This is a genomic window from Enterobacter sichuanensis (genome assembly GCF_009036245.1).
Lineage (GTDB): Bacteria > Pseudomonadota > Gammaproteobacteria > Enterobacterales > Enterobacteriaceae > Enterobacter > Enterobacter sichuanensis.
This window is the reverse complement of sequence record NZ_CP027986.1, coordinates 2,522,105-2,536,524: the sequence shown is the minus strand read 5'-3', so window position 1 is coordinate 2,536,524 and position 14,420 is coordinate 2,522,105. Positions and strand designations below refer to the sequence as shown.

General features: G+C 56.0%; 12 protein-coding genes. 11 read left to right on the top strand and 1 reads right to left on the bottom strand.

The genetic code is table 11. From position 1 onward, the window contains the following. Positions 1-58: 58 nt before the first annotated feature. Complete coding sequence (ycjG, locus tag C1N69_RS12185) at positions 59-1,024, top strand: L-Ala-D/L-Glu epimerase (RefSeq protein WP_155031285.1); 966 nt, start codon at positions 59-61, stop codon at positions 1,022-1,024. On the opposite strand, the gene mpaA is transcribed toward ycjG, so the two are convergent. Then, on the bottom strand, positions 1,015-1,728 hold the full coding sequence (gene mpaA / locus C1N69_RS12180) for a murein tripeptide amidase MpaA (RefSeq protein WP_025756632.1): 714 nt from the start codon (positions 1,726-1,728) through the stop codon (positions 1,015-1,017). The two genes, ycjG and mpaA, sit on opposite strands and share 10 nt — an antisense overlap. 185 nt (positions 1,729-1,913) lie before the next feature. Here mpaA and C1N69_RS12175 point away from each other — a divergent pair, with 185 nt between their 5' ends. The 10 genes from C1N69_RS12175 (at position 1,914) to C1N69_RS12130 (ending at position 14,176) form a co-directional block, all read left to right on the top strand. Beyond that, the gene (locus C1N69_RS12175) at positions 1,914-3,530 is read left to right on the top strand and encodes a peptide ABC transporter substrate-binding protein (RefSeq protein WP_155031284.1); all 1,617 of its coding nucleotides are present in this window, start codon (positions 1,914-1,916) and stop codon (positions 3,528-3,530) included. A gap of 546 nt (positions 3,531-4,076) precedes the next feature. Next, on the top strand, positions 4,077-4,574 hold the full coding sequence (tssB, locus tag C1N69_RS12170; RefSeq protein WP_155031283.1) for a type VI secretion system contractile sheath small subunit: 498 nt from the start codon (positions 4,077-4,079) through the stop codon (positions 4,572-4,574). A gap of 36 nt (positions 4,575-4,610) precedes the next feature. Further along, positions 4,611-6,161 carry a type VI secretion system contractile sheath large subunit gene (gene tssC / locus C1N69_RS12165; RefSeq protein ID WP_155031282.1) on the top strand — a complete coding sequence of 517 codons (1,551 nt, stop codon included), beginning with the start codon at positions 4,611-4,613 and terminating at the stop codon, positions 6,159-6,161. Positions 6,162-6,171: 10 nt separating this feature from the next. Beyond that, a complete protein-coding gene (gene tssK, locus C1N69_RS12160; RefSeq protein ID WP_095451200.1) occupies positions 6,172-7,509 on the top strand; it encodes a type VI secretion system baseplate subunit TssK in 1,338 nt (445 codons plus the stop codon). Next, on the top strand, positions 7,506-8,159 hold the full coding sequence (tssL, locus tag C1N69_RS12155; RefSeq protein ID WP_155031281.1) for a type VI secretion system protein TssL, short form: 654 nt from the start codon (positions 7,506-7,508) through the stop codon (positions 8,157-8,159). Before tssK ends, tssL begins: the two co-directional genes overlap by 4 nt. Before the next feature lie 3 nt (positions 8,160-8,162). Further along, entirely contained in the window at positions 8,163-9,878 is a 1,716-nt protein-coding gene (locus C1N69_RS12150) for an OmpA family protein (protein WP_167514965.1), read from the top strand. A 5-nt stretch (positions 9,879-9,883) separates the two neighbouring features. Beyond that, positions 9,884-10,375 (top strand): type VI secretion system effector Hcp, encoded by a 492-nt coding sequence (hcp, locus tag C1N69_RS12145; protein ID WP_023325816.1) that lies wholly within the window; start codon positions 9,884-9,886, stop codon positions 10,373-10,375. Between the two features lie 159 nt (positions 10,376-10,534). Further along, the gene (gene tssH, locus C1N69_RS12140; protein ID WP_155031280.1) at positions 10,535-13,168 is read left to right on the top strand and encodes a type VI secretion system ATPase TssH; all 2,634 of its coding nucleotides are present in this window, start codon (positions 10,535-10,537) and stop codon (positions 13,166-13,168) included. After that, positions 13,161-13,715, top strand: coding sequence for a type IV secretion protein Rhs (locus tag C1N69_RS12135; protein ID WP_155031279.1), 555 nt, complete (start codon positions 13,161-13,163; stop codon positions 13,713-13,715). Before tssH ends, C1N69_RS12135 begins: the two co-directional genes overlap by 8 nt. Then, a complete protein-coding gene (locus tag C1N69_RS12130) occupies positions 13,709-14,176 on the top strand; it encodes a putative T6SS immunity periplasmic lipoprotein (protein WP_244956296.1) in 468 nt (155 codons plus the stop codon). Before C1N69_RS12135 ends, C1N69_RS12130 begins: the two co-directional genes overlap by 7 nt. Positions 14,177-14,420 lie beyond the last annotated feature (244 nt).

Sequence of the window (14,420 nt, the reverse complement as noted above, 5' to 3'; positions counted from 1 at the left end):
TCAGCGGATAACACGGCAAACCAATTTTTTCGCCTTTACGGGCCGCAAGGAGTCAGTGATGAGAAGCGTTAAGGTCTATGAAGAAGCCTGGCCATTGCATTCCCCGTTCGTAATTTCACGCGGCAGTAGAAGTGAAGCCAGCGTGGTGGTGGTTGAAATTGAAGAAGAGGGGGTTAAAGGTGTCGGGGAATGTACGCCTTACCCGCGCTATGGGGAAAGTCTGGCATCCGTGATGGCACAGATCATGACACTGGTCCCTGATCTGCAAAAAGGGCTCACGCGTGAGGCATTACAGGCGCGTTTACCCGCCGGTGCGGCGCGCAACGCCATTGATTGTGCGCTATGGAATCTCGAAGCCGCAACGCGGCAAAAATCGCTGCCGTCTTTGCTGGGTGTGGCATTACCGACATCCGTCATTACCGCGCAAACGGTGGTTATTGGTGAGCCGGAACAGATGGCAGCCAGCGCAAAAGCGCTTTTTGACGCCGGGGCCACGCTGTTAAAAGTGAAGCTCGACGATCGTCTGATTAGCGAGAGAATGGTCGCCATTCGTTCGGCGGTTCCCGCAGCCACGCTGATTGTTGATGCCAACGAGTCATGGCATCCCGAAGGACTTGCGGCACGATGCCAGCTGCTGGCTGACCTGGGCGTGGCCATGCTGGAGCAACCACTGCCGGCGAAGGATGATGCCGCACTGAAGAATTTTATCCATCCGCTGCCAGTTTGTGCGGATGAAAGCTGCCATACCCGCGAGAATTTGCGCGAGCTTAAAGGCCGCTACGACATGGTCAACATTAAACTCGACAAGACCGGTGGGCTGACAGAAGCGCTGGCACTGGCGGCAGAAGCCCGGGCGCAGGGCTTCGGATTGATGCTTGGCTGTATGCTCTGCACCTCCCGGGCGATTAGCGCGGCGCTGCCGCTGGCCACGCAGGTGCGTTTTGCCGATCTGGATGGCCCGACATGGCTCGCTGTTGACGTCTCACCGGCGCTCCATTTTACCAGCGGCGTGCTTCATCTCTGAGGCTGCCAGCACAGCAGTTGCATCATGGCTTTTAGGTATTTTTCGCTGGCTTCGTCGGAGGAGATCGCCGGGAATTCTGCGGTGATGCAGGGCAAGCTCAAATCGGCGCACCAGCTACCGAATGAACCGGGTGTTTCATAGCCCACGCTGGAGACGAGTGGCAGGGCGAACGCCTGTGCCAGCCACTCGCCCAGGCTGGAGTGGCGCGGATCTTCAATACAGGCCAGCGGATCGTGAAAGGAGACAACCCAGGCGGGTTGGATCTTATGGATAAGCTGGCACAACGCTTGCGTTTCTGGCTCCGAGCCCGGTTTGTCCCCCGTCAGTAACACCACATCCCGCTCCTCGGCGGTACTGTTCCAGCGATAAACGGTTTCCCCGGCACGCCAGTTTGCCGCCGGAAAATTACGGTTCAGATCGACGCCCCTCGCATTCGCCCGCAATCCAAGCTGGCAGCCATCAGGGTTCACGGCAAGGATCACGTGATGACGTCGTAAAGAAGGGGTCAGCGTTCGCAGTGCACATGAGAGCGTGACAATGGATGAGTTTTCATCCCCGTGCGTGCCGGCAATGATCAATCCGCTGTCGCGATCGGCATTGGGGGCGGGGAACCAGATCAGCGATGCGCCTAAGAATGAGCGGCCATATTGCTCTGCGCCCGGCGGAAAGGCGCCTCGTTCCGCTCGTGGTCGGGTGGTTGCCATACGAAATCCTGATAAAGAAGTCTCTACTGGCAGTGTTGTGCAAAACCCGCGGTTAATCAAATAGTTTCCGCAACGGCTGAGAATTGCCTTAAATCACTATTCCTGACGAAGGTATTTGCATTTCTTATTGTCGAAACAAATAATTACGCATCTGCTTGTTACCTGCCTTTATTAAAGGGGATCTTATGAAGCATCCTGTTTCGTGTCTTTTCACCGCACTGTGCCTGTGCGGACTTTCTACACTCTCGTACGCTGCTGATGTGCCACAGGGCACGGTACTGGCGCAAAAACAGGAGCTGGTCAGACACATTAAAGACGAACCGGCTTCGCTCGATCCGGCAAAAGCGGTTGGGTTGCCAGAGATTCAGGTGATTCGCGATCTGTTCGAAGGCCTGGTGAATCAGAACGAGAAAGGGGAACTGACCCCGGGCGTGGCGACGCGCTGGCAGAGCAACGATAACCGTATCTGGACGTTCACCTTGCGCGATAATGCGAAATGGTCTGACGGTTCGCCTGTCACCGCACAGGATTTTGTCTACAGCTGGCAGCGTCTGGTCGATCCAAAAACAACTTCTCCGTTTGCCTGGTTTGCGGCCCTGGCGGGGATCAGCAACGCGCAGGCGATAATTGACGGCAAAGCGGCGCCTGATACCCTGGGCGTGACGGCAGTGGATGCCCGAACGTTACGCGTTCAGCTGGATAAACCGCTGCCGTGGTTTAGCAACCTGACGGCAAACTTTGCCTTCTATCCGGTGCAAAAAGCGAACGTTGAAAGTGGTAAAGAGTGGACGCGCCCGGGCGCGCTGGTCGGGAATGGCGCATACGTCCTGAACGATCGCGTGGTGAATGAAAAACTGGTTGTCGTGCCGAATACCCACTACTGGGACAACGCCAAAACTGTCCTGCAAAAAGTTACGTTCATTCCAATTAATCAGGAATCCGCGGCCACGAAACGCTACCTGGCCGGGGATATCGATATTACCGAGTCGTTCCCGAAAAACATGTATCAGAAGCTCCTGAAGGACATTCCGGGACAAGTTTATACGCCACCGCAGCTCGGAACTTATTACTATGCGTTTAACACGCAAAAGGGCCCGACGGCCGATGCCCGAGTCCGTCTTGCGCTGAGTATGACTATCGATCGCCGCCTGATGGCGGAAAAGGTTTTGGGGACCGGCGAGAAGCCAGCCTGGCATTTCACCCCTGACGTGACGGCGGGCTTTACGCCTGAGCCTTCACCGTTTGAACAAATGTCGCAGCAGGAGCTGAATGCGCAGGCGAAAACCTTGCTGCAGGCCGCAGGTTACGGTCCTCAGCGCCCACTGAAGCTGAACTTGCTTTACAACACCTCGGAAAACCATCAGAAAATCGCCATCGCGGTGGCGTCCATGTGGAAGAAAAACCTTGGCGTGGATGTCAAACTGCAAAACCAGGAGTGGAAAACCTATATCGACAGCCGCAATACCGGCAATTTTGATGTGATCCGCGCGTCATGGGTGGGGGATTACAATGAGCCCTCTACCTTCTTGTCTCTGTTGACCTCAACCCACAGCGGCAATATCTCGCGTTTCAACGATCCGGCTTACGATAAGACGATCCAGCAGGCGACGCTGGAAACCACGGCGAAAGCGCGTAATACCGACTACAACATGGCGGAGAAAATCCTCATGGAGAAGGCGCCTATCGCACCCATCTACCAGTACACCAATGGTCGTCTTATCAAGCCGTGGGTGAAAGGATATCCGATTAATAACCCGGAAGACGTGGCGTACAGCCGGACGATGTATATTGAGAAGCACTGATGTGTACTGACCTCTGGCTAACGGCAGATTACCATCACTAAACCCTGAACTGGCGCGGTTTGTCGCGCCAGTTTCTCCTTCTGACCATTTCCCGCCACAGCAGAAGTATCACTTTTCTGATATTGCGCTGAATGGCGTTTCCTGAATATACATTCCATGCATCCAGTGGATGATTGTCTTAAATCTGATACACCAGATATATTAAATAGTCTCTCTGGTTATCCCGAGTTTTATTCATAAGTCCACTGTCGGACATTTCCAGGGCTTTTCAGTATTAAGCACTATCCTGTAATATCATCCGGGATAAGTCTTAATTTGTAGCCATTTTATTGCAGGTTGGCCGAGTGGTCTGTCGGTTTGGCGCTCATGTCCATCCGGGCGCGGTAGTTAATTCAGGTTTAAATGTACAGTAAGTTGTACTGAAATTAATTTTTATATTAGCCGTTTTGTCTCAACGAAAGTTACTGGTTAAAATAAAACGCCCCTGCATTTATGTGGCGATATTCAACCCGGCAAGGGATTAATTTATTCAGGAGATAAATAACCATGTCTGAATCATTTCAGAACGAGATACCCCGCGCACGCGTAAATATAAAACTGGATTTGGTCACGGGTGGTGCCCGGAAGAAAGTTGAGCTGCCGCTGAAGCTGCTGAGTGTCGGCGATTACAGCAATGGCAGGGCGGAAGGGACCCTTTCAGAACGCGAAAAAATCAACATCAATAAAAATAACTTCAACAGCGTTCTCGCTGATCTTCATCCCGAAGTGAATATCGCCGTTAAAAATACCCTGGCGAACGATGGCTCTGAAGAAAACGTGAAGCTGGCTTTTCAGAATATGAAAGATTTTGAGCCGGAAGCGGTGGTACGCCAAATTCCACAGCTTCGTGCAATGCTCGCCATGCGTAATTTACTGCGGGATTTGAAATCCAATCTTCTGGATAACGTCACTTTCAGGAAAGAACTGGAAACTATTTTAAAGGACCCGGCGCTCACTGATGAACTGCGCCGCGAACTGAACGCGCTTGCCCCGGTCCAGGGTTAATTACCGGAACATGTTAACGGAACAATAACGAGTAAAATGCTTATGTCAGTCAATAATGAATTCCAGAGTCAGACAGGCGGCGCGACAATTGAAAAGACGCTGCCACATAATGGCGTTTATGCGTCCCTGTTCAACAAAATTAATTTAACGCCGGTTGCTGAAATTGGTGACCTGAATGGTTTTGAAGACAATACCATAATGGCGGAAACGTCCGCTGATGCGCGCGTTACGGCAGCCGTCCAGGTCTTCATGCAGTGCCTGCAGAAGTCTGGCCAGAAAGTTGAGAAGCTGGATAAAACATTACTGGATCACCACATCGCGGAACTGGATTTCCAGATTAGCCGCCAGCTTGATGAAGTGATGCACAGCGATGAATTCCAGAAAGTTGAATCCGTATGGCGCGGTCTTAAGTCGCTGGTGGATAAGACGGATTTTCGTCAGAACGTAAAAATCGAGATTCTGGACCTTTCCAAAGACGAACTGCGTCAGGATTTCGAGGACTCGCCGGAGATTATCCAGAGTGGCCTGTACCGTCAGACGTACACGATGGAGTACGACACGCCCGGCGGCGAACCGATTGCTGCGGTGATTTCCGCGTATGAGTTTGATGCGTCTGCGCAGGACGTGGCGCTGATGCGCAATATTTCAAAAGTGTCTGCGGCTGCCCACATGCCGTTTATTGGCTCCGCGGGTCCGGCGTTCTTTATGAAGTCCTCAATGGAAGAAGTGGCAGCCATCAAAGACATCGGCAACTACTTTGACCGCGCCGAGTACATCAAATGGAAAAGCTTCCGCGAGACGGATGACTCCCGCTATCTCGGTCTGGTGATGCCGCGCGTGCTTGGGCGCCTGCCGTACGGACCTGACACCGTCCCGGTACGCAGCTTCAACTACGTTGAGCAGGTCAAAGGCCCTGACCACGACAAATACCTGTGGACCAACGCCTCGTTCGCCTTTGCGGCCAACATGGTGAAGAGCTTCATTAACAACGGCTGGTGCGTGCAAATTCGTGGCCCGCAGGCGGGTGGTGCGGTTCAGGATCTGCCGATCCACCTGTACGACCTTGGTACCGGCAATCAGGTAAAAATCCCGTCGGAGGTGATGATCCCGGAAACCCGCGAGTTTGAGTTTGCGAATCTCGGCTTTATCCCGCTGTCGTACTACAAGAACCGTGACTACGCGTGCTTCTTCTCGGCGAACTCCGCCCAGAAGCCCGCGCTGTACGACACGGCTGATGCGACCGCCAACAGCCGTATCAACGCGCGCCTGCCGTATATCTTCCTGCTGTCGCGTATCGCGCACTACCTGAAGCTTATCCAGCGCGAAAACATCGGGACCACCAAAGACCGTCGTCTGCTGGAGCTTGAGCTCAACACCTGGGTACGCACTCTGGTGACGGAAATGACCGATCCGGGCGACGAACTGCAGGCCTCACACCCGTTGCGTGACGCAAAAGTGGTGGTGGAAGACATCGAAGACAACCCGGGCTTCTTCCGCGTGAAGCTGTACGCCGTGCCGCACTTCCAGGTGGAAGGGATGGACGTCAACCTGTCGCTGGTTTCCCGGATGCCGAAGGCTAAAGCATAAGGCGGCAGGGATGAAAATTTATCGTCCACTGTGGGAGGATGGGGCCGTTCTGGCCCCGCAACAGTTCCAGCAGCAGGCCCGCTGGAACGCATATATTGCCGACACCGTTGCCGGGATGGGGATTTCCCACCCCTGGGGTGTGGTTGCGGCAGAATTTGATGATGCGGCGCTCGCACTCTCGCGCCTGAATGCCACCCGTCTGGTGGTTCGTTTTCAGGACGGCACGATTGTTGATACTGAGCTGGCAGATAACCTTCCTCCGGTCTGTGATTTATCCGCTGCAAACGGCAGTGAAGCCGTTGATGTCGTGGCGGCACTGCCGCTGCTGAGCGCGAATGGCGGAAATCTGGATAACGGGCAGGACAGCGAACGCCCGCGCCGCTGGAAAGCCGAGCGCGTGGTGGTGCAGGAGCTTGCCGGGCATGAAAGTGGTGAACTGGCCGTGCTGCGTCATGCCATCACGCTGCGCCTGTCCACGCAGGAAAACAGTGCTTACCTGACCTGTCCGGTGGCTCGTCTGGTGCCTAATGTGAAGGGGCAGTGGAGCCGTGATCTGTCCTTTATCCCGCCGATGTTCTCGGTTGCGGCAAGCCCGGTGCTTGTGACCGAACTGGGCGATTTGCTGGTTCGCCTGCAGGCACGACGCAAGCGTCTGATGGCGATGCGGCGTGAAAGCAACGAGCGTCTGGCGGATTTTGCTGTGGCCGATGTTTCCCTGTTCTGGCTGCTCAATGCCCTGAACAGCGCCGAGCCTGTGCTGACCGAACTGCTGCAGACCCCGGGACGTCACCCTGAGTTGATCTACCGCGAGCTGACCCGTCTTGCGGGCAGCCTGCTGACGTTTTCACTTGAGCACGATGCCGGGGACATTCCCGTTTACCGGCATGATGCGCCTGAACGTGTATTCCCGCCATTACTGACGCTGCTGGATAAACTGCTGGAAGCCAGTCTTCCCTCCCGGGTTATCAGTATTCAACTGGAGCATGTCGATCAGATCTGGAAAGGCCCGCTGCATGATGCCCGCCTGCGCGAAGGGGCCGACTTCTACCTCTCCGTACGCGCTTCCATGCCGAACCACGAACTGCAGACGAAATTCCCGCAGCTGTGTAAAGCCGGCAGTTTTGAGGATGTCTCGGATGTGGTGAACGTGGCGCTGAGCGGCATGGTTATCAAACCACTCAGCCATGTTCCGGCGGCGATCCCTCTGCGCCTTGAAAACCAGTACTTCTCTCTGGACCTGAGTACCGATGCGGCGAGGGCGATGCTGGAAGCGGAAAGCTGTACCTTCTACACCCCGCGCTCGCTGGGGGATGTGAAACTTGAACTCTTTGCGGTGCTGCGCACATGAATACATCCAGTCTCAGTCAGACAGAACGTATTTTCTACCCGGGCTGGCTGATGGCCAGCCAGTTACGGGGTGGACAGGAAGTCCGGGACGGGGAGGGACTCTATCGCCGGGCCTGCAGTCTGGTTCAGGAGGCCCGCAGTGCACTGACGGACGCCGGTTTCAGTGATCTCAGCCGCGATCATATGCTGTATGCCCTGTGCGCCCTGCTTGATGAAAGCGTAATGAACAGGGGAACGACCGATGAGGGTTATCTGACCTGGCGCCGGGACCCGCTTCAGGCCCGTTTCTTCGGTACCCTGAATGCGGGTGAGGAGCTGTGGGAGCGTATCCGCAACCTGTTGAAAGAGCCTGCACCGGACACAGCGGTGCTGACCTGCATGTACCGCACCCTGCAGCTGGGGTTTGTTGGCCAGTACCGGGCGCAGGATGATGAGCACCGTGAAGACGTGGTACGTGCGCTGGGCGAGCGGGTGCCTGCCTTTGCGCTTTCGCAGGATGCGCCGGTTGTCGTCATGGCATCCCGCCTGCGCAGTGGCCGCCGGCTGTACTGGTTGTCCTGGATTATCGGTGCAGCGGCTCTGGCGGCACTGTGGTTCGTCCTCTCTTCCTCCCTCACCGAACTGGTGAGCCAGACGATCAGGCCGGGGTAAGCCATGCGTGATGTTTACCGGAGTCTGTTAACCGTGCTGGCGGGCGTACTGGCGCTGTGGCTTGTCCTCGGCTTCTGGCCGCTGTCGGCCGGGAGTCGCGTGGCGCTCAGCCTGCTGGTCATTCTGGTGTGCGGGGGGATGCTGTGGTGTCAGCACTGGACATCCCGGATGCAGGCGCAGGCGTGCAGGGACATTGCGGACGAGAGTCTGCCCCCGGAAGATTTTCAGGGCGCAGTCATTCTGACGTGTGGCGATAACCGCGCGCTTTTCGCTGAGGGTACACCGTACCGTGAGACCCGTCAGGGCTGGTATCTGCGCGTGAAGAATGCAGAGCAGTTGCCCTTGTTTGCGCAGCACCTGAGTCTGGTGCGCCCGGCACTGGTGTCGCAAATCTCCGTCATGCTGGCGGTGGTACCTGAGCATCACACCTCTTGTGATGATTTTACCCAGTCCCTGCGGGGCTGGCAGCGTGCTGTCGTACAGTGCCGTGCGGCATTCGGCACGATCCCCCCTCTGTGGAGTGTGGCCTGGATATCACCCCCAGCAGCCTGCGCAGGCACAGAGCCCGTCTGGTTTATCACGGGAAGGCAACGGGCCGGTATTCAGGTATATCAGCCGGGGCTGGGTAATCTGTCGCTGGCAGACTGGATCCGCGAAACGGCTGCGGGTGAGCGACTTTCCCGCCTGAGCCTGGGGTTGTGGCTTGACAGTGGGCTCGCCTGGCTGGACCGCGCTGTCACCAGTTTGCTGTCGGTGCGTCAGGGGGAACTACCGGTCCTGAAACCCTGTGTACAGGGGCTGTGTATGGTGCCGGTGAACAGTGTTGCCGGTAATCTCTGGCAACAGCACATTGCCTCCGTTACCGCCCTGCCGCCGGATGCGGCTGAGTGTGGTGAGCCTTTGCCGTTGCCTGAATGGCTGTTGTCGGGGCTGCCGCGCCGTCGGGGCGTCAGCCGCCGGATGGTGTTCTGGCGTTACGTCGGATTACTTGGCGGGATTTTTCTCGCGCTGGCCATGCTGGCGTCCTGGATGAACAACCAGCGTCTGATCCGTAATGTCGGTGACCATCTTGCCCTGTACCACCACCTCACCGGTACACCGGTGGCGCCGAAACTGCGGGCACAGCAGCGGCTGCGGGCCGATGGCGCACTGCTGGACGACTGGCTGCGTCGGGGTGAACCCCTGCGTTACCGCCTCGGGCTGTATCAGGGGCTGCGTCTGGTGCCTCCTTTAGAGGCTGCCATCAACAATTGGGCGCCACCGCCCCCGGTTATCAAAAAGATTGTCCAGGGACCGGAGACTGTACGCCTCGACAGCATGTCGCTGTTCGATACTGGCAGATACGACCTTAAACCTGGCTCGACGAAGCTGTTGGTGAACTCCCTCGTGGGCATCAAAGCGAAGCCTGGCTGGCTGATTGTGGTGGCGGGCCACACCGACAGTACCGGCGATGAACAGGTCAACCAGGCGCTGTCGCTGAAGCGTGCGGAGTCCGTGCGCAACTGGATGCGTGATACCGGCGACGTGCCGGAAAGCTGTTTTGCGGTGCAGGGCTATGGCGAAAGCCGTCCTGTCGCCTCTAACGACACGGCACATGGGCGTGCCCTTAACCGCCGTGTCGAAATCAGTCTGGTACCGCAGGCCAGTGCCTGTCAGATACCCGGCAAAAACCCGGCGCCATCGCAGGATGATGGCGTCCCAGAAAATAAAACGGAGTAATTAACATGGCAATTCCTGTTTATCTTTGGCTGAAAGACGACGGCGGCGCGGACATTAAAGGGTCTGTGGACGTTCAGGATCGTGAAGGCAGTATCGAAGTGGTGGCACAGGAGCACAACCTGTACATCCCGACCGATAACAACACCGGCAAGCTGACCGGCACGCGTATCCACACGCCGTTCCTGTTCACCAAGGAAATCGACTCCTCCAGCCCGTATCTGTACAAGGCGGTGACCACCGGTCAGACCCTTAAGTCTGCTGAATTCAAGTGGTACAAAATCAACGACGCGGGTCAGGAAGTGGAGTACTTCAACACCAAACTTGAGAACGTGAAAGTGGTGAAAGTGAATCCTGAAATGTACGACATCAAGGATCCTTCCAAAGAGAAACACAACCATCTTGAGCGCGTGGAGCTGCGCTACGAAAAAATCACCTGGACCTACAAGGACGGCAACATCATTCATTCCGATTCCTGGAACGAACGCGCCACCGCGTAATCCTGAGGCGGGCAGGGCTTTCCTGTCCGCAGTTTTTTGCTGAGCGCCTGAGACGCGGGCGTTCAGCAAAGAAAAACACAATTGCCTGCCTGACCTTATGCGCTTTGGTGAACAGCGAGGGGCGGTAGCGTGTCCAGGAACCGACAAAGAGAGAATCTCATGGAAAATCCAGCCATCCTGTTACGTCGTCTGAACCCTTACTGCGCCCGCGCGATGGAAGGCGCCGCTTCCCTGTGCCAGACCCGCGCCCACGCGGAAATCCTGCCTGAACACTGGCTGCTGAAACTGCTGGAGCAGGGCGAGGGTGACCTGACGGTGCTGGCCCGTCGTTACGAGTGGGATATGGATAGCTTGTGGCAGGATTTGCTCGGCTGGCTGGACAAACAACCTCGTTCGGTACGCCAGCGACCGCAACTCTCCGGGAACATCCGGACGCTGATGCAGGACGCCTGGATGATTGCCTCGCTCAGTGGTGAAGAGCAGATCCGCAGTGTTCACCTACTGATGGCGCTGGTTGAAAAACAGAATCTGGTTCGCTGCGATGGTGTGTGGCCGCTGCTGACGCTCGCCCGGAGTCAGCTGGAGCGCCTGCGTCCGTTGCTGGACGCGCAGTCCGATGAGCGACCGGACGTACAGCTGGAGGCGGAGCTGGCCAGTGTCGGGGAAGTTGAATTTGTCGGGCGTCCTGCTGATGCAGAACCGAAAGTGGGTGAGCTGAACCCGGCGCTGCAGAATGCGCTTGATAAATTCACCCTCGACGTCACCGCCCGCGCCCGTGAGGGTAAAATCGACCCGGTGTTTGGCCGTGACAATGAAATCCGCCAGATGGTGGATATCCTGTCGCGTCGCCGCAAGAACAACCCGATTCTGGTCGGCGAGCCGGGAGTCGGCAAGACGGCCCTCGTGGAAGGGCTGGCGCTGCGCATTGCGGAAGGCAACGTCCCGGACGCGCTGAAACCCGTCTCCGTGCGCACCCTCGACCTCGGCCTGCTGCAGGCGGGGGCAGGCGTGAAGGGCGAGTTCGAACAGCGACTGAAGAACATTATTGAGGCGGTACAGCAGTCCCCGTTGCCCGTGCTGCTGTTTATTGACGAGGCCCATACCATTATTGGCGCGGGTAACCAGGCGGGCGGGGCCGATGCGGCCAACCTGCTGAAACCGGCACTGGCCCGCGGGGAACTGCGCACCATTGCCGCCACCACCTGGAGCGAGTACAAGCAGTACTTCGAGCGCGATGCTGCGCTGGAGCGCCGCTTCCAGATGGTGAAAGTGGACGAGCCGGACGACGAAACCGCCTGCCTGATGCTCAGGGGCCTGAAATCCCGCTACGCTGAGCACCATGGGGTGCACATCAGCGATGAGGCGGTGCGCGCCGCCGTCACGCTCTCCCGCCGCTACCTGACAGGCCGCCAGCTGCCGGATAAGGCGGTGGACCTGCTGGACACCGCCTCCGCCCGCATCCGCATGAGTCTTGATACGGTGCCGGAGCCGCTGACCCGCCTGAAGGCGCAGCTCACGGCCCTGGATATGGAGAAGCAGGCGCTGCTGGAAGATACCGCACTGGGCAACAGCAACCACAGCGAACGCCTTGCCGCCATCGAACAGGACGAAGTCCGTATTATCCTGCAGCTTGACCAGCTGGAAACGCAGTACGGCCAGGAGCTGAAGCTGACGGAAGCGCTTCTTGCCTGCCGCACAGATATCTCGCGCCAGGCAGAAACGGCGGATTTGCAGAACCAGCTCACGGCTGTTCAGCAGCCCAGCCCGCTGCTGGGGCTGGATGTGGACGTCCGCACCGTTGCCACGGTGATTGCCGACTGGACCGGCGTGCCGCTTTCTTCGCTGATGAAGGATGAGCAGACGGAGCTGCTGAGCCTGGAAGCGAGCCTGGGCAGGCGCGTGGTGGGCCAGGACGCAGCGCTGAACGCCATCGCAGAGCGCCTGCGCGCCAGTAAAACGGGCCTGGCGCCGGAGAACGGTCCGCAGGGCGTGTTCCTGCTGACCGGGCCGAGCGGCACCGGCAAGACCGAAACCGCGCTGGCGCTGGCAGACGTGCTGTACGGCGGTGAAAAATCGCTGATTACCATTAACCTCTCCGAATACCAGGAGCCGCACACCGTGTCGCAACTGAAGGGCTCGCCTCCGGGCTACGTCGGTTACGGTCAGGGCGGCATTCTTACCGAAGCGGTGCGCAAACGCCCGTACAGCGTGGTCCTGCTCGATGAGGTGGAGAAGGCACACCGGGATGTGATGAACCTGTTCTACCAGGTCTTTGACCGCGGCTTTATGCGCGACGGTGAAGGCCGGGAAATCGACTTCCGCAACACCGTTATCCTGATGACCTCGAACCTCGGCAGCGACCACATCATGCAGCTGCTGGAGGAACAGCCGGAGGCCACCGAATCCGACCTGCATGAACGGCTGCGCCCGCTGCTGCGCGACCACTTCCAGCCTGCGCTGCTGGCCCGCTTCCAGACGGTGATTTACCGGCCGCTCAGCGAGAGCGCCATGCGCACCATCGTGGAAATGAAGCTCGGGCAGGTGAGCCGGCGCCTGCACCGTCACTACGGGTTGACCACTAAAATCGATGAGAGCCTGTATGACGCGCTGACGGCGGCCTGCCTGCTGCCGGATACCGGTGCGCGCAACGTCGACAGCCTGCTCAATCAACAAATTATGCCTGTGCTGAGCCAGCAGTTGCTGACCCGTATGACGGCGAAGCAAAAACCAAACTCTTTGATGCTCGGATGGGATAAGGGAGAGGGCATTGTGATGGAGTTTATTCATGACTGAGAAAAAACACGATAAGGAGAATTTAAAGGAAGGCGGTCTCAGATTGCTGACGACGGGGGAAATAAAACTGGCACAGTCGGTATTTGCGTCTACTATCGAGTATCCAAAAGTCTGGATCCATAAAGCCAGTTATCTTCCTTTTAATCTGCAAAATGAAAATACGGCGATGACACCGAACGGTGAGCTCTATTTTCGGAACCAGTACCATGATGACTTTTCGCAGTCGACCGATGATATGCAGCATCTGTTTATTCATGAAATGAGCCATGTCTGGCAACGGACGAAAGGAATGAATGTCATTGGCAGGGGCCTGGTAAGCTGGTTGGTCAGCTATCGTTATACCCTTGATGGTCGCCTGTTAAGTGAATATCCCATGGAACAACAGGCGCAGATTATTGCGGATGATTTTACGTTACAAACACAGGGATATAAAGTGTGGCATCGATTGTGGGGAGGTAAAAACCCAACAATCACGCTTGATGGCGATACGACTGAGTCAGTAATACGTAAACAATACAAAATTGCATTACGAGGATTCCCATGGTAAAAGTGCCTGGTTTTCGTCTATTTTTTCCTGTTGTACTTTCTGGCATGTGCCTGTTGATATTAACGGGATGCCCAGGACCGGGTGACAGGTTTATCCCCAATGAAACCACCTCTGTTAGCAAACAGGGGGAAAACGTCTGTTTTAGCATTGCCGATGCCCAGGACTATCAGCCCGCTGATATAGGAATAAACCCACGTGGGACACCCTCGAAGGAAAAAGATTTTAATTTTTCCCCTGGCCTGACCATCGCTGATGGAAAATTATGTATCCCTCCTTCTTTTTATCATTTTCCTGATGAGGGACAGTTTGTTGTTGAATATTTATTAATATCAAAAAAATATGATGATGCGCCACGGAAATTTGTTGTCGGTGTCGGGGTGGGACATGGAAAAGTTTATAATTTCCCCTTGACGGATCGTGAGATTGCAAGGCCTTATGGTTCGATTCAGGTTTCCGAATAGTAATGGAGAATACCATTCACTTGTAATTTAAAAAAATACTTTAATATTTTTTAAACTGGTTATTTCCCATCGGTATCGATGCGAAATATTTGATGAGTAATATTAAAATAACTGTATTACAGATTAAAACTCTCGTAAATTTTATCAGGACTTGATTTGTAATCATTCTTCCGTACTCACTGAGTACTCCCCCTGATTAAAACTGTGCTTTGCCTGTGGGCATATAACGAGTTATGGATAACAG